Annotated in this window: 21 protein-coding genes; 6 read left to right on the top strand and 15 right to left on the bottom strand. The window is 38.8% G+C overall.

Going from position 1 to position 25891, the window contains the following annotated elements; translation table 11 throughout:
* Positions 1-5: 5 nt before the first annotated feature.
* The 5 genes from EAH57_RS06315 to ybaK all read right to left on the bottom strand — a co-directional run bounded on the left by EAH57_RS06315 (position 6) and on the right by ybaK (position 7327).
* A complete protein-coding gene (locus EAH57_RS06315; RefSeq protein ID WP_121929308.1) occupies positions 6-1847 on the bottom strand; it encodes an IucA/IucC family protein in 1842 nt (613 codons plus the stop codon).
* Between the two features lie 11 nt (positions 1848-1858).
* Complete coding sequence (locus tag EAH57_RS06310) at positions 1859-3298, bottom strand: DHA2 family efflux MFS transporter permease subunit (protein WP_121929307.1); 1440 nt, start codon at positions 3296-3298, stop codon at positions 1859-1861.
* Positions 3299-3318: 20 nt separating this feature from the next.
* Positions 3319-4752 carry a lysine N(6)-hydroxylase/L-ornithine N(5)-oxygenase family protein gene (locus EAH57_RS06305; protein WP_121929306.1) on the bottom strand — a complete coding sequence of 478 codons (1434 nt, stop codon included), beginning with the start codon at positions 4750-4752 and terminating at the stop codon, positions 3319-3321.
* Entirely contained in the window at positions 4745-6529 is a 1785-nt protein-coding gene (locus EAH57_RS06300) for an IucA/IucC family protein (protein ID WP_121929305.1), read from the bottom strand. The genes EAH57_RS06305 and EAH57_RS06300 overlap by 8 nt, the downstream gene beginning before the upstream one ends.
* Before the next feature lie 330 nt (positions 6530-6859).
* The gene (gene ybaK / locus EAH57_RS06295; protein ID WP_121929304.1) at positions 6860-7327 is read right to left on the bottom strand and encodes a Cys-tRNA(Pro) deacylase; all 468 of its coding nucleotides are present in this window, start codon (positions 7325-7327) and stop codon (positions 6860-6862) included.
* 165 nt (positions 7328-7492) lie between these two features.
* On the opposite strand from ybaK, the gene EAH57_RS06290 reads away from it, so the two are divergent.
* The 5 genes from EAH57_RS06290 to EAH57_RS06270 all read left to right on the top strand — a co-directional run bounded on the left by EAH57_RS06290 (position 7493) and on the right by EAH57_RS06270 (position 13034).
* Positions 7493-7798: a hypothetical protein gene (locus EAH57_RS06290; protein ID WP_121929303.1), complete on the top strand. Its 306-nt coding sequence runs from the start codon at positions 7493-7495 to the stop codon at positions 7796-7798.
* 193 nt (positions 7799-7991) lie between these two features.
* Positions 7992-9365, top strand: coding sequence for an ABC1 kinase family protein (locus EAH57_RS06285; RefSeq protein ID WP_121929302.1), 1374 nt, complete (start codon positions 7992-7994; stop codon positions 9363-9365).
* Between the two features lie 237 nt (positions 9366-9602).
* Complete coding sequence (locus tag EAH57_RS06280) at positions 9603-10889, top strand: acyl-CoA dehydrogenase family protein (RefSeq protein WP_171407403.1); 1287 nt, start codon at positions 9603-9605, stop codon at positions 10887-10889.
* A 22-nt stretch (positions 10890-10911) separates the two neighbouring features.
* Complete coding sequence (locus EAH57_RS06275) at positions 10912-12114, top strand: acyl-CoA dehydrogenase family protein (RefSeq protein ID WP_121929300.1); 1203 nt, start codon at positions 10912-10914, stop codon at positions 12112-12114.
* A gap of 221 nt (positions 12115-12335) precedes the next feature.
* Complete coding sequence (locus tag EAH57_RS06270) at positions 12336-13034, top strand: hypothetical protein (RefSeq protein ID WP_004670983.1); 699 nt, start codon at positions 12336-12338, stop codon at positions 13032-13034.
* Between the two features lie 88 nt (positions 13035-13122).
* Here the strand turns inward: EAH57_RS06270 and gorA are convergent, their stop codons facing one another.
* A complete protein-coding gene (gorA, locus tag EAH57_RS06265; protein WP_121929299.1) occupies positions 13123-14475 on the bottom strand; it encodes a glutathione-disulfide reductase in 1353 nt (450 codons plus the stop codon).
* 153 nt (positions 14476-14628) lie between these two features.
* A complete protein-coding gene (locus EAH57_RS06260) occupies positions 14629-15873 on the bottom strand; it encodes an alkane 1-monooxygenase (protein ID WP_121929298.1) in 1245 nt (414 codons plus the stop codon).
* Positions 15874-16071: 198 nt separating this feature from the next.
* Between EAH57_RS06260 and EAH57_RS06255 the strand changes: the two genes are divergently transcribed.
* Positions 16072-17004: an AraC family transcriptional regulator gene (locus tag EAH57_RS06255; RefSeq protein WP_121929297.1), complete on the top strand. Its 933-nt coding sequence runs from the start codon at positions 16072-16074 to the stop codon at positions 17002-17004.
* A 57-nt stretch (positions 17005-17061) separates the two neighbouring features.
* On the opposite strand, the gene lpxA is transcribed toward EAH57_RS06255, so the two are convergent.
* From lpxA to EAH57_RS06215, 8 genes are read right to left on the bottom strand one after another with little or no spacing between them, the layout of a single operon-like run.
* Entirely contained in the window at positions 17062-17850 is a 789-nt protein-coding gene (lpxA, locus tag EAH57_RS06250) for an acyl-ACP--UDP-N-acetylglucosamine O-acyltransferase (RefSeq protein ID WP_004670976.1), read from the bottom strand.
* Positions 17847-18332, bottom strand: a complete 486-nt coding sequence (fabZ, locus tag EAH57_RS06245; protein WP_121929296.1) for a 3-hydroxyacyl-ACP dehydratase FabZ — start codon at positions 18330-18332, stop codon at positions 17847-17849. The genes lpxA and fabZ overlap by 4 nt, the downstream gene beginning before the upstream one ends.
* Before the next feature lie 6 nt (positions 18333-18338).
* On the bottom strand, positions 18339-19409 hold the full coding sequence (lpxD, locus tag EAH57_RS06240) for a UDP-3-O-(3-hydroxymyristoyl)glucosamine N-acyltransferase (protein WP_121929295.1): 1071 nt from the start codon (positions 19407-19409) through the stop codon (positions 18339-18341).
* A gap of 3 nt (positions 19410-19412) precedes the next feature.
* The gene (locus tag EAH57_RS06235; RefSeq protein ID WP_121929294.1) at positions 19413-19901 is read right to left on the bottom strand and encodes an OmpH family outer membrane protein; all 489 of its coding nucleotides are present in this window, start codon (positions 19899-19901) and stop codon (positions 19413-19415) included.
* A gap of 45 nt (positions 19902-19946) precedes the next feature.
* The gene (gene bamA / locus EAH57_RS06230) at positions 19947-22472 is read right to left on the bottom strand and encodes an outer membrane protein assembly factor BamA (RefSeq protein ID WP_121929293.1); all 2526 of its coding nucleotides are present in this window, start codon (positions 22470-22472) and stop codon (positions 19947-19949) included.
* Positions 22473-22507: 35 nt separating this feature from the next.
* Entirely contained in the window at positions 22508-23863 is a 1356-nt protein-coding gene (rseP, locus tag EAH57_RS06225) for an RIP metalloprotease RseP (protein WP_121929292.1), read from the bottom strand.
* A 5-nt stretch (positions 23864-23868) separates the two neighbouring features.
* A complete protein-coding gene (gene ispC, locus EAH57_RS06220; protein WP_121929291.1) occupies positions 23869-25065 on the bottom strand; it encodes a 1-deoxy-D-xylulose-5-phosphate reductoisomerase in 1197 nt (398 codons plus the stop codon).
* The gene (locus EAH57_RS06215; protein ID WP_121929290.1) at positions 25066-25890 is read right to left on the bottom strand and encodes a phosphatidate cytidylyltransferase; all 825 of its coding nucleotides are present in this window, start codon (positions 25888-25890) and stop codon (positions 25066-25068) included.
* Between the last annotated feature and the right edge of the window lies 1 nt (position 25891).

Here is a 25891-nt window from a genome sequence, read left to right as displayed (position 1 = left end):
AATCCTCACTTCACCTGCGCTTTAAAAGGCGCTAAAGGATTATCAACAAATTTAATCTGTAGGCTGCGATCACCGAATAGACGACGTTTGGTGAGTGACTCAATCCGTAATTTATCGGCAAAAACATCAAAAAGTTGATAACGTTCTGCATGTTCAGGATGCTGTTGTTGATAATCCTGAATAACTTCAGCCGCCCATAGCCAGAAGTCTTGTTCCGATACCGCATAGCTCTGGTTTAGAAAAATTGCAATATCTGTTAATGCGACGAAGAACAGACAAGCACAGCTGAAATCACGGATCCCGTCCAAATCATCCGTCAAAATAAACGACATGCTATTGGTTTCAGCATGTTCTTTGGGCAATTGATCAAGTTCTGGCGCCCACTCAGAATGTGCTAAATGTGCAGGGCTATAACGTACGCCGTCATGGAAGTCTTTTAACAGTGCGCGAGTCGGCCAGCCTTGCTGGTGAACTAAAATGATATTTTGACCATGGGATTCGGTCGCAATCCCCTCAGCGAACAGTAGATGAATCAATGGTGAGATAACCACTTTTAAAAGCTGACGTGTCCATTCTTCAACGCCATATTGTTGTAACCAAGGTGCAATCAATGCTTTTCCATCTTTTTGAATATGGCTCACACCATTCAAAGGAATCGCATCTTCACCTTCACGTAAATATTGATGCACACTTTCACGCCATAAACATCCAATGGTGCCATAGGCTTGCTGTGCATGAGATTCGGGCAAACGTGTAAAATCAACGCTTAATCCATACACTTCGCGTAAAATTGCAAAATCGAGTTGTTTGGCAGTGTCACTATGATCAATTAAACGCTGCAACCAATCGGTAATGATTGGTCCATTCATGACCGTATGTTTCGCCAAAACACGCGAACTCGAGGTGTTAGTCAGGCTCATTGCCAATTTAATATAAGGCTTTTCTGGATGCTGTAAATTGGTCAGGGTACGCAATGACTGCTGTGCCAAATAACGATCGTGGCTATGACCCAAATAAATCATTTTTTGATCCGCAATTTCTTCCGCAAAGATCGTAATCAAATGATTTTCCCATTGCCAAGGATGTACAGGAATCCAGACATAGCTATTAGCATTGACACCACGCTCATTTAGAACTTGCTGAAACAGTTGTTGATCTTGGTGATTGATTTGCGCTTGAAAAAAAGCATCAACATCAATGCTCGCTGAATGATTTTTTGCCACAAGGTCTTGGTGAATCGCAAGCCAAACCAACGCCATTGGCTGTGCAAACTCGACCCCATATCGCACATTATCTTGCAAGCTAAAACCAACACGTGATTTATAACAAGGGTGATATGGATGTCCCTCCATCAAATACGATTCTAAAATATCGTAAGGATATTGGATTGCAGGTAGAGCATAATTTTCAAAACAAACTTGAGACTGCAAATCATGAATATAAGTTCGCTTCAATTCAAAAATAAAATCTTCAACTTTTGCTGCATCGGCAATAGAACGCAACACCTCATCAATCACCTGATTTAAACGTGCAGGTTGTAGATCACCATTTACATCTTGACGTAATACATCTGTATCACGACTGAGTCGAACCAATTTATAACTATACTGACGCTGGCCTGCAGCAATAAAACGAATCGTTTGTTGCTGACGATCTTGAACTTCAATACTGAAATTTTCCCCATCATATTCAGCAGCAATAATCTCTTCAAAAATTAAAGCCTGTAACAGTTGTTTGATGACACGTTGTTCGACTTGTTTACCTTGTTCGAGTTGAGGTTTTTGCCATGCTTGATAAGCCTCTTGAACAATATGTGTATTTGATAAAACTGGATGTAACTGTCCCATTTTTGATAATCCTATTTATTTAATTCATGAATTTTGTGTTGATCTGGAAAGCGCCATGCATAAGGCAGAGCACATAAGATAAGTAAGCTGCAACAGATAAAAATTTCTTGGATACCCTTAAAGGAATCTACGTCGGGATAAGTACTGATTTGGAAAAGATCTTGTCTTAATTGCAGATATAACGCTGCGAGCACAACTGCCACAGCCGCAAAAATACGACGAAACAAGTTGTTCAACGCCGCAGCCTGTGTGACCAAATGTTGCTGTTGTTGAGCCAAACTATTCAAACCTGCTGTGGTCGAGAGCATATAAGACAGCCCCATTCCCAAACCATGCAGCACCATACAGAAGATAATGAACCAAACATTCTGAGAAGGTGCCCAAGCCAGCAAAGCAAATGAGATCGCCGTAATTAATAATCCGAGCGTCATTAATTTTGCAGCACCATATCGATCAAGAAATTTTCCTGCTGGCTGACTACATAAACCAGTCACCAAAGCACTGCTCATCAATGCAAAACCTGTCCACAGCGGACTGAGCTTCAAACTCTGCTGTATCCATAACGGAATTAATAACATTCCGACAAATAAACCCACAGTTTGTACAATGCAGATCATTAAACTGAAGCGAAACCCTTTTGATGCAAAGAGTGTAGGCTCAATCAAAGGTTTGATCTTGCGCTTTTGTAAGCCTATAAACTGCCAAAATGTCAAAGCACTCACGCCTAACAACAACCAATAAATAGGTCGATATAAATCTTCGACTTGGTGAAGCTGACTTAAGGTCCCTAGTAGCAAGACCATACTTATGCTGAGATAAATAAACCCCATCCAGTCGAATTGTTGTTTCAGATCAGCCTTTTCTTTAGGAAGATAGATATATCCCAAAATCAATGCGATACACGCAATCGGCAAATTGATAAAGAACAATGCCTGCCAATCAAGCCAAACTAAAACTAACGCACCGAGCATGGGTCCAATCGCTAGGGTCAACATGATCATTGCACCCCACAAACCCGTGGTACTCCCCCGCTGCTCACTTGGTGTGACCGAGAAAATCAGCCCCAGTGACAAGGGAATCATCAACCCACTACAAAAACCTTGTAAGGCTCTGGCGACCAGTACAGATTCAAATTGGTTAAGTAAACCACCAAATGCAGAAGCCAGTGCAAAACCAAATAAAGCCAATAAATAAGTCTTTCGTTTACCAAAGCGCTGACTGAAAAAACCAGCCAATGGCAAACTAATACTCATTGAGAGTAAAAAGGCGACCAGCACCCAACTCGCCCAAATTTCCCCAATCTGAAAATATTGCATCAATTGAGGTATCGCCGGGTTGAAACTACTATTGTTTAAACTGACTGTGCCTGTACCCAACATGACGGTGAGCAACACATAGCGTTGTATTTCTAATCGTATTGGTTGATCTGTAGGTATAGAAGACGGTTGCATACGTATTTCCTCTGTGCAACTCAGTCAATGTGCTCTGACAGTTTTATATGTGAATAAAATGCTTGTGCGCTATGACGAAGTTGACTAGATTTATGTGAGATACGTGATACTCCTGAATCTGATAACTGCGCATGATCTGTAAATGAATGATCCAATTTAGATGAATCGACGACACCAAACTGCTGATAAGATTGAGCATGATCAAGCTTGAATAACGTTTCCCCAACCAACTGATTGGCAATTGTTGCCGCTCGATGCGCTCCCAAACCCAAATCGGGGGTTCCTACACCATGATGGAAAACTTCCATATTTTGGATAAAAATACGTCCATCCCCTTGATACTTCACCTCAAAATCAGCATTGACCTGCCAGCGATCAGCACGATCAAGCAACATCAATGGCTGTAAATTCTCTAAAAATACAGGTTTTGGATATTGGTAGCCTGTTGCAGCAATCACACTATCTGCATCTAATAGGTATTTTTCACCTTGTTGTTTATGCTCAAATCTCAGCTGAAGTTTCTCGTTTTCGAGTACCTCAGCATGTTGTAATTGATGATGTCCTGCCAATGTGACATCCGTTGCATTTCCCCCAATACTACGGTGATATAAACGCTCATAAATATCACGAATCGTTTTACTACTAATCCCTTTATATAAATTTGCTTGTTGAGCTGGTAATTCAGCTTTAAGCGATGGCGGTAAATGATGAAAATAATTCATATAGTCAGGGCTAAAATGCTCTAAACCTAATGGTGTATTTTCCATTGGGAAAAAACCTGCAGATCGTGTTAACCAATGCAGATGAAAGTCTGGTCTAGTTTTTCCTTGGGCATATTGACGATCGAATAAATCAAGAAAAATTTCGGCAGCAGATTGACCTGAACCGATGAGTACCACATTTCCCTTTAATTTTTCAGGGCAATGTTTTAAATACTCTGCTGAATGTAAGCAATGTGATGTTTTAGGATAGACCTGCTGCAAACTTTCAGGCAGATGCGGTACAGTTCCTATTCCCAATACCAACTGTCGGGTGCGATACAACTGTTTCTCGCCATTACTCAACACTTCAACGGCAAAACCACCTTTTATAGGCTGTACATTTAACACACGACTACTAAATTGGATGTTGGCCAATTGCTGCACAACCCACTGACAATAGTGGTTATATTCTTGGCGTGGAATATATAAATTTTCACGGAAATAAAACTTATATAGCCGTTGATGATGTTTCAGATAATTGAGAAAGCTATATGGGCTTGTTGGCTCAACCAAACTGACCAAATCCGCCATAAAAGGCACTTGTAGCAATGCATTAGGTAATTGCATACCTGCATGCCAGTCAAACTGAGCTTTCTGTTCAAAAAAACAATATTTAAGATCAGTTTTATCTTGCATTAAACTCGCAAGACTCAAATTAAATGGACCGAGTCCAATACCGATAAAATCATGCATAACTGACATCCTTCTGTGAAATAAACAGCGGATTGGGCAGTTGGACATAAACGGATTGGTGTTCAACAGGAGCAATCAGTTCATCCAGCTCATGTAAACGAGTCAGCAAATTGCCCTTATATGGCAAAGTGTCATTGAACAATAGACCTTGCAATAAGGTGCTATCCGGATATTGCTGTAACTGATCTTGTAAAAATACTTTTAAATGTTCAAGGAGGATCTCTTCAGCAATATAGCCCGTCGCTCCAATTGCATTAATAATGCCGAATAAAGTATTTCCAAAGAAATAATAACTAAAACGCTCATCCACAAAATCTTTAGGGCCTACTGCAAAGGCCTTTTCTTTCAAGTCTGGCAATGCCGCTAAAATTTCAGTAGCAAATTCTTCTATGTAATAAAAGCCTTGGTTGTCACGCAACCATAAGTTTTTAGGGAAATGATTTTCTAGCTCTAACAGCACATTTTGTTGATGTGATTCAAATGCCATGCCATGACGATGATAGACATACATCAAGGGCTGCAAACTGACTTCAAGAAAGCGACTAAACCAATCAAAAGCAATCACCGAATAATCTGTTTCATGATTTGCTTTGGCTATTTTTGCAAAAAGCGCATTAAAACGATTCAGCGGTTTAGTTGGATGATCTTGGCACAATGATGCAATACATGTGACTTGTTGTTGCGGATGGAATGGCTGATCTCTGAAAATACAAATACTTTCATTCACCACTTCATCATCGATTTTCAACGCCATCCAAGCTGGATCATTGACCGCTTTTAAACTTGGACATTGCTTTAAAATATTTTGACCAAACTCACTATGCCAAAGTCGATGTGTTAACTCACCTCGATGACACTCTTTGGCTAAATTTACACGAATTGAATTGGTAATCATCACTGAAAGCGAAGGTTTAAGCATCCACGGCGCATTAAAACTGGCTAAAGTTCGAATGGACGTTGTTGGTGCAAACTGCCAGCCACGCAAACCAAGATCAATCAATTGCCCCGTTTGCTTTAACCGCTCAAACCATGGTTTGCTTTGTAGATAACGTGCTTGCCACGGATGTAGAGGGAGTAATTTATATTGCGTATGCGTTCTAAGTAGATTTAAGTCTGATTCGGACAAATACCACTGTAATGCTGTTTTTAATTCCTTAGAAATACACTCATGGGTTGCACTCCCTTCAGCAATATACTCCTGGTGAACCAGCCAATAATGCATTTGAGTTAAGCCTTTATTTTCAGGAGAAAACTTTAACCAATCTTCATGAACAAAGCCTGTTCTACTTTTGGGTGCAGGGTGCATGCTATGCCCCAAAATCAAAGCTTGCTCTGTTTCAATAAAGCTTTGCCCTGCTTTTACTAAATCATCGAATTCATGTTCACGATTTTGTAAAAACTGTTGTAGAGCATCACGACTTTGAATCCATTTCTCTACTAAAGATGAAGCATCCAAAGGAACAGCAGATTCAGAAACCAGCTCTTCAAGCAAAAGCCCCACAATCGAGACAGGGCTTAAGGTTTTAATTTGTCCGTGAATAATAATTTGAGGAAGATCAGCTAAACGGTGTCGTCCAACGCGACTGACATAAGATAAAGGGAAATAACATTGAGCTTGAATGGCATGTATCGGTATAGATAACAGGGTCAAACCTTGACTAAACGCCTGTTGTTGTGGATTTTGTTGATTTTGATTGAGAAAGTGACCTTTGTCAGTTTCTTGCATATATGCATTGACGAAATGTTGCATCGCCAATCGGTTGGCAAGTTGTTGCATCTGACGATATCCTCTTATGAAGAGAGAGTTAATTTTTTTAAGCGAAGTTTTCAGTTCTAAACAAACTCAACCATACTCAGGCTGAGCTAAAGACTAACACTAATGATAATAATTATCATTTATTAATTCAATTCAATAAAAGAACTTGCTAAATAGGTGTTTAAACAATTGAATATGAAGGTATTTATTAATATAGAAATGAAATTCAGATACAAAAAATAATAATTATGTTGATTAAATAAAGTGATAGATTTCTATTTAACAATAGCTTTTACAGATACCAACGTTAAAAAATGAGATATTCAAACACTAATTTATTGTTTGTGTGCATTAATCATCCAAGAGGTCAGAAAAAGTTGCTCCAAGCAATTTCGCAAGCTCTTGAGGATTAAGTCCGATGTCCAATCCCCTTTTACCACCACTCACATAAATCTTATCGAAGGCATTCGCCGTAGCATCAATCACCGTTTTTAAACGTTTTTTCTGTCCTAATGGACTAATTCCCCCCACTAAATATCCTGTTAAACGTTCTGCATCCTTAGGATTTGCCATCTGTAATTTCTTACATCCCACTGCTGCTGCAACTTTTTTTAAGTTCAATTGATGATTTACAGGTAAAACTGCGACAAAATAATTCTTTTCGTCTGTCACCATAAGCGTTTTAAACACTTTTTCAACGCTCAAATTTAACTTCTCTGCTGCTTCTAAACCAAAACTTTTGGCATTAGCATCATGCTCGTATTCATGAATTGAGAATGCTATTTTATTTTTTTCCAATAACTTACATGCCGGTGTCATGGTAAACCTATGTCTTTCATTTGAGTTTTATAAGTGGTAATAGTGTAGCACTCTAATAAATAAGATTAAATTTGCTTAGGCTATTTTGGACATAAATCTATTCTTGATAAATTGAATGTCATCCTCATATATTTCTTAAATCTAAATGATTCGGTACAGCAACTCATGAGCTACAAACATAACAATTTAATGGCAATGCGCCAGAATTACTGGGAAGATGAATCATCCACTGCTGTACAAGCTGAAAAGCAATTTCTAAAAGATACTTTGATTGAAGAAGGTATTTTTCAGAATGCGACTTTAGAAGACACTAAGTATTTCTTTTTTACCTTGCCTAGCATCATTATTGTTAAAGCGCATGCGCTTGGTTTCCATCACAACTTTGTAAAACAAATGTTGATTAAGCATATTGATTCAAATCGTGAAGCTCTGATGCAGAAATCAACGTTGAAGATTCAGTTTAAAATTTAGAACATTTGTATATCAATATGATTCAAAAGGTTAACAAACTACTTAGGCTATTTTGAACCATTGATCTGTTTCACAAATTTAGACTGATAATTCAAACGATTGAACTATTTTAATACGTTTAAAAGCTGTAATATCCACTACAATTTAGCTCTCGGCTTCACTCCCTTCGATTTCAGCATAGGATTTTTCTTTCATGTCCGATCAGAACGATAAGCTTAAGAACCTGAAAACCTCGTCTGTGGATCGTCGCTTATCGATCGCAAAAGCCTCTTTACTCGCTGGCACACGTTGGGCAACAGCTAACGCGACTTCTATGTTTTCCAATGAGGAAGAAAAAGAAAAAAAACGTAAAAAAGCCATGAGTGATCAAGCCAATTATCTCGTCGCAGAAATCGGTAAGCTCAAAGGTTCGATCGTCAAGATTGGACAAATGATGGCTTTATATGGCGAACATTTTTTACCTGAAGAAATCACACAAGCATTGAATACGCTCAACAATCAAACTGTAGCGTTAGCTTGGCCTGCGATCAAAGTACATTTGCAAGCACAATTAGGTTCCAGATTAGACGACCTGACCATTGATCATGAGCCGATCGGAACAGCTTCACTGGCACAAGTACATCGCGCTACACGTAAATCTGATGGCTTAGAGCTGGTTTTAAAGATTCAATATCCAGGTGTTGCTGAAGCGATTGACTCAGATATGAATTTGTTCAAAAACATGTTGAAACTCACTCGTATGGTGCCGCAAACACGTGAATTTGATCAATGGTTTGATGAAGTTCGTGAAATGATGCATCGTGAAGTGGATTACGGCATCGAAGCAGCCACAACTCGCCGCTTTGCCGCACGTTTAAAAGAAGATCCTCGCTATATCGTTCCTCAAATTGTAAATGAGTTCTGTGCTGAAAAAGTGCTCTGTATGACTTTCGAGCGTGGTGTACCGATTAACAGCCCTGTTATGCTCTCTCTACCTCAAGAACGTAGAAACCAACTAGGTGAAGCGTCTCTAGAAATTGCTGTACGTGAACTGTTTGAATGGGGTGAAATGCAGACCGATCCAAACTTTGGTAACTATTTGGTTCGTCTAGGCAATGGCGATGATGTAAGAGATAAAATTGTTTTACTTGATTTTGGTGCAATTCGCCAATTTGATGACAATTTACTCTCTGTGGCACGTAACCTAATCCAAGCTGGCTATGAGCACGACAAAGATGCAATGGTCGAAGCCATGACTGGTTATGAATTTTTTGATGCGATGCCTGAAAGCATTAAACCAGGTATGGCAGATGTCTTTTTGGTTGCAACTGAAGCATTTAGCTGTCCAAGCAACAATCCAAATATGCCAGCAGGCATTATGGATGATCAAGATCGTTATGATTGGAAAAAAAGCCAGCTTCATAGCCGTGTCATGCAACAAGCCGCTCAATCAATGGCATCTCGTTACTTCTCTGTTCCGCCCAAAGAGTTTATGTTTATTAGTCGCAAGTTTATTGGTGCTTATACATTTATGACTGTGATTGAAGCAAAAACCAATGTACGTAAAATGATTCGTCAGTTTACGTAACCCCTCCTCATAAAAGTCATTTTGACCAATCTGATTTGTCAGTTTGGTCAATTTTTTTTAGATTTATTTTTTGGCAATTTCATTTCTTTATTAAAAAACAATTAGATATTATTTAAACATCTTGCAAACTACCCTTTATCTATATCAAATCAACAAGTCAAAGAAGACATAGTCTTTCTCACTCGAACATGTCAGCATAAAATCACAACCATCCTCTAGGATAAAAACATGTCGAATATGATGAATAAAGCTCAAGGCATTGGGCTATCTTTGATCACAAAACTCGCAGGAAGCGATATGCTCGATCAATTCAAATTGCGAAAATTTGTAGAAAAATCATTATATCAAGGTTCTAAAACAGGTTTTAAAGTACTTACAAAAACGCAGAAAGCCTTTAAATCACAACCTATTGATAAGCAACGTTTACCCAATCAAATCAATAAAAATTTATTTGATCTTAGTTTGACTGAAGAACAGCAGATGACTGCTGATGCAATGTCACAATTTGCGCAAGAAGTATTGTACACACTGGCGCATGATGCTGATCACCATGCGCAGTTTCCAGAAGAACTATGGCAACATCTTGTGGACTTAGGCTTAAACTACTACGCTCTACCTGAAGCTTTAGGCGGTGTTGCGGCAGAACAAAATATCGTCAGCAATATTCTAATTGCAGAAAGCTTAGCAAAAGGCGATTTTAGTTTAACTGCGGGCTTACTGAGTACATTCAGTGTCATTAATGCCATTACCCGTTGGGGTTCAACTCAAGTCCAGTCGATGTATCTCCCATGCTTTGCTGAAGATACCGATGTGACAGCAAGTTTTGCGGTACAAGAAGCAACGCCTGCATTCAATCCTTTCCAATTGAAAACCACAGCGACAGAATCAAATGGTCAATTCTTCATTAACGGTGAAAAGACATTGGTCGTATTGGGTGATACCGCTGATGTGTTCTTAGTAAGTGCTGAATTTAATGGTCAGCCAGATGTCTTTGTCGTGCAGTGCAATGAAAGCATTTCGATTAAAGCCAATCCAGCTATGGGATTAAAAGCAACAGAAACTGCCACATTACGATTTAATCACACCCCTGCTTTGCGTTTAGGTGATGCAGATTTTGACTACACTGCATTTGTCGATCTCGGCAATCTCATGTGGTGTGCGATGGCTGTAGGTACTTGTGAAGCGATCAAGGAATACTGTATCAAATACGCCAATGAACGTACTGCATTTGGTGAGCCAATCTCTCATCGCCAAAGTGTGGCATTTATGATTGCAGATATGGCGATTGAAATTGATGCTATGCGTATGCTGGTTCTTAACGCGGCAAGCTTGGCAGAAGCAGGCCAACCATTCCACCGTGAAGCATATTTAGCACGTTTACTTTGTGCTGAAAAAACCATGAAGATAGGTACAGATGGTGTACAAATCGTCGGTGGGCATGGTTTCACTAAAGAACATCCAGTTGAGCGTTGGTATAGAGACATACGTGCCACTGCAATTTTACATTCTGGCTTACATGCTTAATTGATGACCTGAGGATAATACAATGAATTTACAAAATCCTAAAAAATTCAAAATGATGGTTGATCAAGCACATGAAGTTGCTTTAAATGTGTTGCGCCCAATTTCTCGTAAATACGACAAAGCGGAACATGCCTATCCAAAAGAATTGGATATGTTAGCCTCTTTGGTTGATGGCATGAATGAAGGTGGTGAAGGCATTAATGCAGGCGCAGCTGTTGGAAAAAAACGCGGTGAAGTTGAAACAGGTAATAAAAACGGCAACAACATGTCGACTGCACTTGGTGTCATCGAAATGTGTTATGGCGATACGGGTTTATTACTCAGTATGCCACGTCAAGGCTTAGGTAATTCTGCTATCGCTGCGGTCGCCAATGATGAACAACTTGAACGTTTTAAAAATACTTGGGCGGCTATGGCAATTACTGAACCAGGTTGTGGTTCAGACTCTGCGGCTATTCGTACCACAGCGACCAAAGATGGCGATGACTATATTCTAAATGGTGAGAAAATCTTCGTTACTTCAGGCGAACGTGCTGACTCGGTTGTCGTTTGGGCAACATTGGATAAAAAACTGGGGCGTGCTGCGATTAAATCCTTTGTAGTACCAAAAGGTACCGTAGGAATGAAGGTAGAGCGTCTAGAGCATAAGTTAGGTATCAAAGCATCAGATACCGCAGTGATTAGTTTCATTGACTGTCGTGTCCCTGCTGCAAATCTATTAGGCAATCCTGAAATTGATGTAGCTAAAGGTTTTGCTGGGGTAATGGAAACCTTTGACAATACTCGACCGCTAGTCGCTGCAATGGCAATTGGTTGCGCTAAAGCTTCATTAGAGCGAATCAAAGAGATATTTAAAGACCAACTTGATCCTGACTATAAAACGCCCTATCTCCAAACTTCAAATTTAGCTGCCCAAATTTATCGTATGGAAGCCGAATGGGAAGCAGCTCGTTTGTTAACGCTAAAAGCAACTTGGATGGCTGACAATAAAAAACCAAACTCTAAAGAAGCTTCGATTGCTAAAGCAAAAGCTGGACGTGTGGGTAACGAAATTACCCTGAAATGTGTTGAACTGGCTGCAAGCCTTGGTTATGGTGAGGATGAGTTGTTAGAAAAATGGGCACGTGATTCAAAAATTCTTGATATTTTTGAAGGTACGCAACAAATTCAGCAACTCATTATTGCTCGTCGTGAGTTAGGTAAAACATCGAGCGAATTGAAGTAATCGAAATCTGTAAAAATATTCCATTAGAAAAGGCTTTCGAGTCTTTTCTTTTTTATTTATTATCTAAGTAATAAGCATAAGTTAATTGATGAATAAAATTCGCCGCCACCCTTTAATTTCATTTCCAACAGTCCATTGCACATTAGACAGTGATATAAATTAGATTCTATATTATAAAAATAAAAATTAGATGAAAGATATTAAAAACATAGGCTAAAAAAATGAAAGTAGATTATACACAAGATGAAATTGATTCTCGCACCCTTAAACTGATTGTGGGGTTAATTGCATTATTTCTGGCGAGTTTAACAAGTTTTTTAACGCATGGAGAAATCCAATCTATTAGTGAATCTTATCATCATGATGGATTAGTGCGTAATATATTCGTAGGTTGTCTATTCGCAATAGCTTCTTTCCTATTCGCTTACAACGGTCAAGAACCTCAAAAAGAAGCTCTCATTAGTAAAATTGCAGCAGTTTCAGCACTTGGAGTTGCATTATTCCCTTGCAAATGTGAGGTGATGGGTAATGTTTGCAAAAATATTAATGAATATAATCAAATAGTTTTTGGAATTATGCATATTATATCTGCGATTGTTATGTTTCTCATTTTAGCTAGATTCTGTCAAATTTTTTACCAAAGGGCAAAAACCAAATTTCTACGAGATGGAAATATCATGGCAAAACGAAGATCTTATATATATCTTATCTCAGGAATTACAATTGTCTTATCAATGTTGATACTGATACTAGATATGTTAATTCAATATTTACCTAATCCCATCATTCTAAATCCTAGACTAGTGTACTGGTGTGAATTTTTTGGACTTGTCGCGTTTGGTATCTCTTGGCTAACATCAAGTAAAATTTTACCATTTATGGCAATGGAACACGAAGAGTTGCACATCTTAAAAAAATAATTATTCTTTCTTGTAGTTCCTGAGAAATATTTCCACACGGGAATTCAGTTTAATTTACGATGATACGGTAAATTAAACTGAGTCTTACCTATCGCATCGTCACAAACTCTTCAGCAGAGGTCGGGTGAATTGCCACGGTATTGTCAAAGTCCTGTTTAGTCGCACCCATTTTCAATGCCACAGCAAAACCTTGCAAAATTTCATCCATTGCCAAACCGATCCCATGAATCCCAACAATCTTCTCGTTTTCACCAACACAAACCAATTTCATTTTAGTCGGCTGCCTGTGTTGCGTGACTGCACTGAACATTGATGTAAAAGATGAACTATAAGTTTTGACGGATTGTTTTCCGTATTTTTCAATTGCTTCAGCTTCGGTGATTCCAACCGTGCCAATCGGTGGATGACTAAACACAACGGTTGGAATATTGTCATAATCCAAATATTCATTAGGTTTATTATTAAACAGTCTTTCGGATAAACGACGACCAGCCGCTACAGCAACAGGTGTTAATTCCATTTTACCGGTAATGTCTCCAACCGCATAAATACCCTCTTGCGAGGTATTCTGGTACTTGTCAACCTCGATATAACCTCTCTCATCTAACTTAATATTGGCTTGATCAAGATTCATACTCGATGTATTCGGCTCTCGTCCTGTTGCCCATATTAAGCAATCAACAGTATGCTGCTCACCATTTTCTAAATGTAACACGACCGAGCCATCTTCATTTTTTGTGACCCGCTTAGGCACCGCCTTCGTATGTACGATGATTCCATCTGTTTGCATCACTTCAAGCAAAGTTTCACTGATGAAACGATCAAAACGACGTACAGGTAAATCCTTACGAATAAACAATTCCACCTTTGAACCTAAGGCGTTCAGTACACCAGCAAGCTCAACTGCGATATAGCCAGAACCCACAACGGCTGTTCTTTTAGGCAAAGCTGTTAATTCAAAAAAACCATTTGAATCGATGCCATATTCAACGCCATCAAGCTTAGGTAAGGCAGGCTGCGTTCCCGTTGCAATTAAAATATGTTCCGCAGTGTAGCGCTCAGCATTGACTTGAATGGTATTTTTATCAATAAAAGTTGCAGCACCATGAATCATATCAACTTTATTATTACTTAGGCTATTTTGATAAGACTGATGAATTCGCTCAATATAGTCTTGTCTATTCTTGATTAAGATCTGCCAATCAAAAGACTCTAGCTTGCTATTGAAGCCATAATCAGCTCCGTATTTTTGGATAGTTTCAGCGACTTGTGCTGCATACCACATCACCTTTTTAGGTACACAGCCAACATTGACACAAGTTCCACCGATTTCGCTCCTTTCAATCAAGGCGCATTTTTTACCGTACATCGCTGCTCGATTCACCGATGCAATACCACCACTACCGCCACCGATCACAATATAATCATAATGTTTTGTCATTTCAGCCTCAATATCAGGATTTTTAGTTTTACGTTATAGATAGATATACAGCAAGAGGATTTAAAAACTGTCCTTTTTTATTTTTTTAATACAAGAAAATAAAAAAACACCGATCATTGCTGATCAGTGTTTTTTCTTTTGGAAGCTTAAAAATTAGTCTGTAACAGCAACTTCAATGGATGCTTGTTCTAAAGACTGGTCAGCCACACCAAATTTTTTCAAAATTTTAGCACGACGTTTTGGATAGATATTGGCTTTATTTAAATCACCTTTGTAATGATCAAATACACGCTTATCCATCATTTTGAACCAAAGTGGTGGAATCAACGCAGGAAGTAACATGCTTGCATAGCCACTTGGTAACTCTGGTGCTTCATCAAAATGACGTAATGCTTGGAATGGACGAGTTGGGTAAGCATGATGGTCTGAATGACGCTGTAACTGATACAGGAACAGATTGGTCACAATATTATTATTGTTCCAGCTGTGTTCTGGCATCGTACGTTGATACTTCCCATCTGCATTTTTCTGACGCTTCAAACCATAGTGTTCGATATAATTAATGATCTCGAACAAAGTAATGCCATAAAATGCCTGAGTTGCTAAATAAGGAATTACACCCTTACCAAATAAACCAATCATCGAGCCATGGAATGCTGCACTCATTCCCCAACCTTGAAGTAATTCATTATCTTTAGACCAGAATTCTAAGCCTTTACGTTTTAAACGATTGGTCTCGATCTCGATTGCTGACTTAAAAGAACCGAAGACTGTACGTGGCCAAAACTCATAAAATGTCTCACCCATTTGTGAAGATGCTGGATCTTCTGGTGTCGCTGCACGTTTATGGTGGCCATAAGGATGTTCTATACGGAAATGATTATAACCTGTCGGTACAAGTGCTAAATGTGACAGAATATGATCAATGCGATCATGTTTATGGCTAAGTTCATGCGCGGTATTAATCGCAATACCATTAATCGCACCCATTGAAATACCAAGGAAAATTTTATCAATGAATGATGTTTCTTTTCGACTTGTTAAGTAACATGCATAAATATTCGCTGCATACTGTATCGGAATGAAGCTTTTAACTAAACGCGAATAGTATGGGTCTTTTTCTAAAAGCTTAATATCTTCTTCAGTTGGGTTATTTGCATCTTTACCAATGATTGTATCAATTGTTGGAATAACAATATGCAAAACAATCGGTCCGCCCAATGCAAAAACTTTTTTCAATGGATGAGGTGCAAATTGATAACCAGCTAAAATTCCAATTCCAATTGCAGGTAAGGCTGGACTAATTGCCCATAAGTAACGTTTACGATCCAACGCTGTCTTTGATTTAGGAATGCTTACTGGCGTAAGTTCTTGCTCAACATTTACTGGCGCATTCATCATCTTTTCCATGTCTTTTCTATATACTTATATTTTCTAGGAAAATGTATTAGAAGACAGTTGCAAGCGTCCAAAAAACCTATGTTAAAGTCTTTGGCATATTTATGCCTGTTTTTGTCCTATAAGCACATAAACATGTATTGAGTTATCTCCATAGCACTCTATAATTTAAAGATAACGACATCATGTAAAAATCATATGGATGCCCTAAGTAAAATTTTTGCTGATATTCATTTAAATCATACTGAGTATATCTACTTGAAAACTCAAGGAGAATGGAGTTTTTTTTGCCAAGATCAAACCGCTTTGATTGTGCATATTGTTTTGGTAGGTTCAGTTTATATTCAAATTGATGCTCAGAACAGTTTAACTGCTCATGCAGGTGAAATTGTGATTATCCCTTCTGGAAAAGCACATATTGGTGCAGACAATGCGATTACCAAGCTCGTTGATGCGATTGATATTTCAAAATTCTTCGATGGTCACAAAGAAGATGCCTTAGAGTTTGGGACAGAATCTTCAAATAAAAATCTAATTTTAACGATCCGTTGCCAAATTGATACCATCATGGCGCGCCCTTTTGTTCAATCACTTCCGTTATTGATTCATCTGCAACAAGGAGATGCGGCTGCACCTGAATGGCTACAAATAGGATTACATTTCCTAGCTTTAGAAACTCAGAATATTCAGGCAGGTCGAGATATTATCATTGACCACTTGGTGAATATTTTATTGATCAAATGTATACGTGATCATATCCAGCAAATATCGACTCAACATGGTTGGCTCAGTGCGCTCAATCACCCTGAACTCAGTAATAGCTTGGCTGCAATTCACAACCATCCCGAAGATGCTTGGACAGTCGAATTATTGGCAGAACAATGCTGTATGTCACGCTCAAAGTTTGCCAGTTTATTCCATGAAGTTATCGGCGAATCACCGCTAGCTTATTTACAACAACATCGGATGCGTTTAGCCAGCCAATATCTACGAAAAAGCAGTTATTCGATTCAACAAATTGCAAATAAAGTCGGATATTCTTCTGAAAATGCCTTTAGTCAAGCATTTAAAAGAACCTTTGAATTATCTCCCAAACAATATCGACAACAATTTGTTGAGGGCGATGACTAAAATGCAAAAAAGACACCTCAGTGTCTTTTTTCTTATCTATTAACCGCACTGAGTCAATTAACGCACAATACCGCGCGTTGATTTTTCTAAAGAGTCAATAAATAGTTGTGCTTCTGGTGTATTCACCAGTACTTCATTACGAATCTGTTCGATAGCCTGTTCAGAGGTAAGACCTGACTTATAAATAAGTTTATAGGCAGCTCTTAAGCCTTGAATGGTATCTCTTGACCAACCTTTACGTCGCATACCTTCAATATTCATACCATATGCATGTGCTGGGTTTCCAGATGCCATCACATAGGCAGGAACATCTTTGAGAATCAATGCAGCGCCACCAATCATACTGTAGGAATCAATACGGCAAAATTGATGAATACCAGCATTACCACCGACAATAATATGATCACCAACATGCACATGTCCTGCGACGCCGACATTATTGGCAAAAATATTGTGATTCCCAATCACACAATCATGTGCGATATGAGTATTCACCATAAATAGGTTATGACTACCAATCTTGGTAATACCTTTATCCTGAACTGTACCTCTATGCAAGGTACAATGCTCACGGATAATATTATGGTCGCCAATTTCCAACCACGTTTCTTCACCTTGATATTTCAAATCTTGGCAAATTTCCCCAACACTAGAGAATTGGAAAATATCATTATTTTTACCAATTCGTGTAAAACCACCAATCACTACATGTGAGTGTAATTTTGTCCCCGTGTCAATACTTACATTTGGGCCTACAATACAATACGGTCCAATCTGCACATCTGATGCGATTACTGCAGATGGATCGATAATAGCTGTAGGATGTATTAAATTTTGACTACTCATGCCTGCTCAATTTTTTGGTGTGAAATAATAATCTCTGCCGTTGCAGCGATAATACCGTCAACGCTTGCAGTACAATTGTACTTGTAAATGCCGCGTTTTTGCATAACAAGTTCAGATTTTAAGACAAGCTGGTCACCAGCAACAACCTGTTTCTTAAATCTTATTTTTTCTGCACCTGCAAATAAGAACAATGAACCTGCTTTTGGCTTTTGATTGGTTAATACAAAACCTAATATACCAGAGACTTGTGCTAACGCTTCAATGATCAATACACCAGGCATAATCGGATAAGTGGGAAAATGTCCTTGAAGAAACTCTTCATTAATAGACACATTCTTATAACCGACAATGCTGTTTTCAGTCACTTCAGTCACACGATCAACTAATAAAAAAGGATAGCGATGAGGTAAATATTCGCGAATGGTAAGAATATCCATTGGCAATTCAGGCATTGTAAATGTTGGTAATGTAGATTCGGTCATAATAAATTATTTACGTAACTTAAGGGTTGATTCAAGGGACTCTAATTGAGCTTGCATATGATCGAGTCTTTTCGTGATTTGGGTCAATGGCACATCTGCTAATTGTCTTAAGCGCACAATGGTCTTTTTCCAATGACTATTTTCAAAAAGTCCAACACCAGAAGAATACGTTCCAGCCTCATAAATATTTTTTGTGACCATTGACATTGCTGTAAGTGTCACATTATCCGTGATTTCAAGATGCCCAACCACCCCACAGGCTCCACCTAGAATACAGTTTTTGCCAATTTTCGTACTGCCAGCGATTCCACATTTCGCGGCGATTGCTGTATTTTCACCAATATGTACATTGTGAGCGATTTGCACAAGGTTATCAATAATGACACCATCTTTCAAAATCGTGTCATCCAAAGCACCACGATCAATACTACAATTTGAGCCAATACGCACGTCATTACCGATCTTAACTGAACCAAGTTGAGCAATTCGATGCCATTTCCCTTCATAAGGTGCAAAACCAAAACCTTCAGTCCCAATCGCAGTATTTGCATGGATTCGAACACGGTCTTTTAATGTCGCTTGTCCAGTAATGGTGACATGCGCATCAATAAAACAATCTTTGCCGATCTCAACACCATCATCGATAAATGAATGAGCTTGAATAATTGTATTTGCTCCAACCACACAGTTTTCGCCAATGATCACATAATGTCCAATATAGACATCATCGGCAATGATTGCTGAGGGATGAATTTGAGCTGTGCTTTCAATACCACGCTGGAGGATTTTTACTTCGAATATATGCGTGAGAACTGCAAATGCTAAATAAGGATTATCAACAACAATAAAGTTTTTCTTTTGTGGAAGTTGCTGCTTCAATGTTTCCGTGACGATATAAACACCTGCATGACTTGCTTCTGCTTGGGCTAAATATTTTTCACCATTCACAAAACTAATATGCTGATTCTGAGCCAGCTCTAAACTTGCCAAATTAGAAATTTGAAAGTCTTTTTCACCAAAAAACTCACCTTTTACAAGGTGAGCAAGTTCTTCTAAACGATAACGACTTCTATTCATTGATTATTTCATTGCATTAACCTTTTGAATCATTTTATCAGTTAAATCATACTTAGCGTCAGAGGCAATCGTAGAATTTTTATTCATAATGAAGTCTAAATTATTTTCTTTACGAAGTTGTTCGGCTGCTTGCTTAACACGATTTTCAAAAGTCGTATTCATTGTTTGCAAACTTGATTGAACTTTAGTCTGTAAACCTTGTTGAGTCGTATTGAACTCATTTACTTTCGCTTGATATTGTGCAGAAAGTTTTTGTAAATCAGCTTGATTTGCAGATTGCGCTCTTTGTTGCAAAGTCTCGATTTCTTTACCTAACTGTTCCAATTTGGTCGATGTCGGTTTTACAGATTGACCTAGACTGGCGTTCTGCTGTTTCAAATAGGTACTACTTTCAACAACTTTTGCTAAATCGACGACAGCAATACTTGCTGCATTACTCATCGCAGATATCGTTAAACCTAAACCGAACATGACAGCGGTTAATGTTTTCATGATTCCATCCTTTGTATATTTTTCAAAAATTAAACAAGGTCGTACTTAGAAAGTACGACCAATTTCAAATTGGATTGATTTGGTGTCATCACCCTTCTTATCATTAAGCGGGAAAGCATAACTGAGTGATAACGGCCCAATCATGGTGATCCATGTAAAACCTGCACCAACACTGTAGCGCATATTGCCAGCATCAAAGTTGTAGTTGTCTTTACAGTATTGCTTTATATCGACATTGCTACCATTTACTGAAATGTTACCTCTAGGCACATCGCATTTCGTATCAAAGACTTGTGCACCTTCAGCAAACAATACAGGTCTGACTTGACGTGCCCAATCACCTTTAAATGGCACAGGCAATGCGAGTTCAGTACCAAACTGAACCAGTGCATTACCACCGACTTCTTCAGGATCTGGGTCATTTCGATTAGTTTCTTGGAAGATGACGCTTGGATATTTTGGACCTAAAGAGCTGTTGTCATAGCCACGAACCGAGCCATAACCACCTGCATAGAAATTCTTGTAGAATGGTAGATCATTACCAAAACCTAACTTACCATAACCCCGAAGTACAAAACCTTTTGGTAATGATTTAAATGCTTGCGCATCATAAGTTAGTTTTTGATAGTCAACATCACTACCTGGAAGACCCACTTCTAGACCAACACGATGCGACATACCTGATGTTGGGAAAACTGGTCGGTTAAGCGTATTATATGACCAACCTAGATTTAAATTATATGTAAGGAATTCACCTTCGAACTGATCACCAAATGTATATTTCTGATCTTCAGGACAAGGTTCATAGCCTGTAATATTACCATCTAGATCTTTAATTGGAATGAGATCAACTCTACAATATTCCCCTGATCTATGAGTCTCCTTACCGCCATTGTTTAATAAGTAGTCGCGAATATAGGTAGATACATTAGGACCTGTTCTTACTTTTGTTTTATCGACACCCAATGATGCACTTAAACTTTGGTTTTCATCAATCGGATAACCAAAGCTTAGACTTCCACCTAAACTATCTGTCACGTAGTTATTGACATTATAATCTTCGTTTAGCTTGGTTTTACGATAGTAAACGTTATAACCACGACTCACACCATCAATGGTAAAGTATGGGTCAGTCACACTTAGGTTGTAATAATCTTGTGTTTCAGAGCGTGATAGATCGACTGCAACACGGTTTCCCGTACCCATAAAGTTAGTTTGACTTAAACCTGCTTGGAAAGTCACACCACCATTTTGAGAGTAACCAACTGCCAAAGTTGTGGTTCCTGAATGTTGCTCCTCAACAGTGACATTTAAATCAACTTGGTCAGGTGTATTTGGAACACGTACAGGCTTAACATCAACAGTTTTAAAGAAACCTGTACGCTCTAAACGAATTTTGGATAAATCAATTTTTTCGTTACTTGCCAATGCACCTTCCATTTGGCGCATTTCACGACGTAAAACCTCATCCGCGGTCTTATTATTACCTGTGAAGTTCACACGACGTACCGTAACTTGTTGACCTGGATTGATATAGTAATTCAGATTTACCAATCCAGTTTGGTTATTAATCTCAGGTACGACATTTACCTCAGCGTAATAATAACCAGCATTACCATACTTTCTCAGTAATAGTTGCTTAACGGCATTCACTCTTTCTTGTGAATAGGTTTCGCCATCTTTATATAGTTTTAGTGCCTTTAGTTCTTCAGGCTTATAAAGTGCGTCACCCAAGAACTTGGTTTCGCCAAACTTAAATTGATTACCTTCATCAACAGAAACTTCGATAAAGATATTCTTTTTATCTTCACTGATATTCAATTGCGAATTAATAATATTAAAATTGATATAACCTTTGTTGAGATACAACGCACGTAAAGCTTCTAAGCTTGCTGCCATTTTCTCACGTGCATAGCGGTCATTACGAGTAACAATAGAAGCCCAGCCACTTTCTTTTACTGCGAAAGCTTGCTTGATATCACTATCGCTAAATACAGTATTACCAATGATATTAATATCGAATACTTTAGCTGCTGTTCCTTCGTTGAAGTTCAATAACAACTCAACACGGTTATTTGGTCGTGCAACTGTTTCTACTGTCACATCAGCATCATAACGCCCTTGCTGGGTATACTGTTGTTCAAGTTCAGTTTCAATGATCTGTAATGCAGACTTCTTGAACACTTCGCCCTCAGCGATTCCCATTTTTTTCAAGCCTTGTTCCAAAGCTTCTTTTGGAATCAGTTTATTTCCTTTAAATTCCAACTTGGAAATTACTGGACGCTCTACGACTTTAAAGACCAAGACATCACTTTCTTTATAAGCTTTGATGTCATCGAATAAACCTGATGCATATAAACTACGAATAGCCTCAGCAATCATTGGATCATTGACACGATCACCCGCATTTATTGGCAACATCGAATAAATACTTGCAGGTGTTAAACGCACTAGCCCATCAATTCGTATATCTCGTGCAAGAAACTCATCTGCTGCGTATGCTTGTTGTACCACTGCCATCGCACTGACCAGTGCCAAAGGCATTAATAAATGTGTGTGACGCATGCCCATATATTTTCCAGTAAGTTAAATTCCATTTGCGTTTTTTATAAACGCATGAAGTCGTTAAATAAAGCCAAAAGCATCATGCTACCGAGCAGTACCATACCAACTTTTAGACCCAATATCTGTATTTGTTCGGAAACAGGTTTACCACGAATAAGTTCGATAAAGTAATAAACCAAATGTCCACCATCAAGCATCGGAATCGGCAATAAATTCAAAATCCCTAAACTTACACTCATGAGTGCCATAAAGGAAATAAATGTCTGCCATCCCATTTCAGCACTTTGACCTGCAACTTTAGCAATGGTGATTGGTCCTGACAAATTATCTAGCCCGATTAGTCCGCGTACCATTTTGACGATCGAGTTAAAAATCATACTTGAAAGCTGTACGGTTTTATCAACCGCGACACCAAAAGCCTGCAAAGGTGAATACTGAATGGTTTGCTTATAGTCATTCGGAATCGTGACTTGACCTGCATCACTCTTCACTCCCAGTACACCAGTCACATTGCCCATATTGTCACGTTGACCACGGGGTATCATCTGTAAATGTACCAGCTCACCTTGACGCATCACATCAATATTTAATAGCTTTTCAGGTGATTTTTGAACCACACTCACCACATCAAACCAGTCTTTCATGGCAACATCATTAATCGCCACAATCTCATCACCTTCTTTCATCCCTTGGCGAATCGCAGTGCCATCAGCAGTCAATTCTTTCACGACTGCCGGGATCATTGGACGATAAGGTAAAAAACCCAATGCATCTAAAGGAGATTGGCTTTGATCTTTAAGAAAGTCTTGAATCGATAAATTAAATTGTTTCTCAGAACCATCACGGTCAACAAGTATCGACACTTGACCAGACTCACCTACTCGATTAATTAAAGCGAAGTTTAATTTTTCCCATGTCGGTGTCGTTTGACCATCCACAGCCAAGACTTTATCACCGACTTGTAGATCGACCTGAGCAGCAGGTGTATTTGGCATGATTTTACCAATACGCGTATTCAACTGCTCTTGTGCAGGTAGGAACAAAATCCAAAATAAAAAAACTGCAAAAATGAGATTGATTAAAGGACCCGCTGCGACAATTGCAATACGTTTCCAAGGAGGCTGTCGATTGAATGTATAAGGAAGGTCTTTTTCTGCGACATTTCCTTCACGCTCATCTAACATCTTGACATAGCCACCTAACGGCAATGCAGAAAGCTGATATTGAATACCTGATTTTTTAGATTGCCATTTCAGTAAAGTCGGACCAAAACCAATAGAATAAACTAAAACTTTTACACCAAGCTTACGTGCAACCCAATAGTGACCGAACTCATGAATTGCGATCAGAGGCCCTAACAATAAAATCGCTGCAACAATCATAAAAAGTGCATTCATACGATTTAGCCTCCTATATCCACAATATACTTCTCTGCGATCTGTCTAGCGATCATATCAGTATGCAAAATGATGTCTATGTTTTCTGCTTTAGCATTTTGTACAGCTTCTAGGGTCTGTTCGACAACTTGAGCGATTTGTGTAAATCGAATGCGCTGTTGTAAAAATGCGGCCACTGCGATTTCATTTGCTGCATTCAAGATGGTTGGTGCTAAACCACCTGCTCTCATCGCCTGACGCGCTAGATTCAAAGCAGGAAACCTAACCTCATCAGGTGCTTGAAAGTCCAATTGAGCTGTCGCAAACAGGTCCAAAGCTGGAACATGTGTTTTTAGGCGCTTAGGCCAAGCCAATGCATGTGCAATCGGCGTACACATATCAGGGTTACCCATTTGCGCCAAAGTCGAACCATCCACATACTGAACCATTGAATGAATAATACTTTGTGGATGAACGACGACTGTAACAAAATGTTCAGATATTGAAAACAAATGACACGCTTCTATCAGTTCTAGACCTTTATTCATCAAAGTCGCTGAATCAACCGAGATTTTTTGACCCATCGACCAGTTTGGATGCTTACACGCCTGCTGTGGTGTTACCGCATTTAATTGTTCTAAAGAGTGATTCAGGAAAGGTCCGCCAGAAGCAGTCAACAAAATACCAGAAACGCCTAGCTGTGGCTGTCCTGTTCGTTCAGTGCTTAAGTAATCATGCGGTAATGATTGAAAAATCGCATTATGTTCAGAATCTACAGGTAATAGTAATGCATTATGTTCACGTGCAGCCTGCATCATGATGTCACCTGACATCACTAATGCTTCTTTATTCGCAAGTAAAACACGTTTACCTGCTTTAACTGCGGCAAGCGTCGGCAATAAACCAGCTGCACCGACGATCGCGGCCATGACAATATCAACGTCAGGGTGTTCAGCAATCTCAATTAAGCCAGTTTCATCCGAAAGAATTTCAATTTGATTTAAATTTTCTTGGTTTAAACGCTGTTGCAGTTCACTGACTTTTTCATTCGGTACAACAACAATTTTAGGATGAAATTTTCTACAAATCTCTAAAAGTTCATCCAAACGACTATAAGCAGAAACCGCAAATACAGTGTATTGCTCTGAGTGCTGCTCTAATACTTTTAAAGTACTCTGTCCAATTGAACCTGTCGCACCCAATATACAAACAGCTTGTGTCATTTATAGATCTACACCAATAAGTTTTAAGATATACAACCCTGTTGCAAAAATAGGTGCAGCGGCCAATAAAGAGTCAATTCGATCGAGTACACCACCATGTCCAGGAAGTACACGGCCAGAATCCTTAATCCCCGCTCGGCGTTTAATCATCGATTCAAACAAATCACCCAATACAGAAGCAAACACAGTAATAATGGATAATATTAAGAATAAGACCAGCTGTACAGTAGTTAAATCTAAGTAAAAATATTGCACAACCAGCATAATAATCACAGTCGTTGCAATACCGCCATACAATCCTTCAAGAGATTTGTTTGGACTTACAAAAGGTGCAAGTTTCTTTTGACCAAATTTACGCCCAACAAAGTAAGCACCGCTATCCGCCCCCCAAACTAGCAAGAACAAATACATCAGCCACCACGGCGAGCTAAACCAAACAGCATACAAAGCGGTAACAGCGGCTGAAATTAAAATAAAGCCTATGATATATAAGGAAGAATTATACCAATTGTCTGATTCTGGAAATTTTTTAACCCAATAAATACTTCCCAACCAAGTGAGAATAGACGCAGCCCAAAGCAAGAGTGCTACATCACCGTAGAACAATGCCAGTGTAGATACAAGTGCTACACAACCACCATACAACCACGCCTTTGGTTTTGGCACAGTGGTTGTAGTACGCGGCATAAGCTTAAACCACTCATAGCCAGCCACCCCCGCAGCTAGAATCATAAGCATAAACATTGGATAATGTGATTGCGTTGCAAACATGCAACTTAAAACAACAGCAACTAACACCAATGCGGTAATAATCCGCTCTAACATT

The organism is Acinetobacter sp. 2JN-4 (assembly GCF_003687745.1).
Taxonomy (GTDB): Bacteria; Pseudomonadota; Gammaproteobacteria; order Pseudomonadales; family Moraxellaceae; genus Acinetobacter; species Acinetobacter halotolerans.
This window is presented reverse-complemented; position numbering and strand designations above follow the sequence as displayed.

Coding starts and splice junctions, on each gene's coding strand:
- fabZ (WP_121929296.1), bottom strand. CDS start 18,332: ATGACCGAATCTACATTACCAACATTTACAATGCCTGAATTGCCAATG.
- lpxD (WP_121929295.1), bottom strand. CDS start 19,409: ATGAATAGAAGTCGTTATCGTTTAGAAGAACTTGCTCACCTTGTAAAA.
- EAH57_RS06235 (WP_121929294.1), bottom strand. CDS start 19,901: ATGAAAACATTAACCGCTGTCATGTTCGGTTTAGGTTTAACGATATCT.
- bamA (WP_121929293.1), bottom strand. CDS start 22,472: ATGGGCATGCGTCACACACATTTATTAATGCCTTTGGCACTGGTCAGT.
- ispC (WP_121929291.1), bottom strand. CDS start 25,065: ATGACACAAGCTGTTTGTATATTGGGTGCGACAGGTTCAATTGGACAG.
- lpxA (WP_004670976.1), bottom strand. CDS start 17,850: ATGAGTAGTCAAAATTTAATACATCCTACAGCTATTATCGATCCATCT.
- EAH57_RS06275 (WP_121929300.1), top strand. CDS start 10,912: ATGAATTTACAAAATCCTAAAAAATTCAAAATGATGGTTGATCAAGCA.
- EAH57_RS06290 (WP_121929303.1), top strand. CDS start 7,493: ATGAGCTACAAACATAACAATTTAATGGCAATGCGCCAGAATTACTGG.
- EAH57_RS06305 (WP_121929306.1), bottom strand. CDS start 4,752: ATGCATGATTTTATCGGTATTGGACTCGGTCCATTTAATTTGAGTCTT.
- ybaK (WP_121929304.1), bottom strand. CDS start 7,327: ATGACACCGGCATGTAAGTTATTGGAAAAAAATAAAATAGCATTCTCA.
- EAH57_RS06270 (WP_004670983.1), top strand. CDS start 12,336: ATGAAAGTAGATTATACACAAGATGAAATTGATTCTCGCACCCTTAAA.
- gorA (WP_121929299.1), bottom strand. CDS start 14,475: ATGACAAAACATTATGATTATATTGTGATCGGTGGCGGTAGTGGTGGT.
- EAH57_RS06255 (WP_121929297.1), top strand. CDS start 16,072: ATGGATGCCCTAAGTAAAATTTTTGCTGATATTCATTTAAATCATACT.
- EAH57_RS06280 (WP_171407403.1), top strand. CDS start 9,603: ATGATGAATAAAGCTCAAGGCATTGGGCTATCTTTGATCACAAAACTC.
- EAH57_RS06215 (WP_121929290.1), bottom strand. CDS start 25,890: ATGTTAGAGCGGATTATTACCGCATTGGTGTTAGTTGCTGTTGTTTTA.
- rseP (WP_121929292.1), bottom strand. CDS start 23,863: ATGAATGCACTTTTTATGATTGTTGCAGCGATTTTATTGTTAGGGCCT.
- EAH57_RS06260 (WP_121929298.1), bottom strand. CDS start 15,873: ATGAATGCGCCAGTAAATGTTGAGCAAGAACTTACGCCAGTAAGCATT.
- EAH57_RS06310 (WP_121929307.1), bottom strand. CDS start 3,298: ATGCAACCGTCTTCTATACCTACAGATCAACCAATACGATTAGAAATA.
- EAH57_RS06285 (WP_121929302.1), top strand. CDS start 7,992: ATGTCCGATCAGAACGATAAGCTTAAGAACCTGAAAACCTCGTCTGTG.
- EAH57_RS06315 (WP_121929308.1), bottom strand. CDS start 1,847: ATGGGACAGTTACATCCAGTTTTATCAAATACACATATTGTTCAAGAG.
- EAH57_RS06300 (WP_121929305.1), bottom strand. CDS start 6,529: ATGCAACAACTTGCCAACCGATTGGCGATGCAACATTTCGTCAATGCA.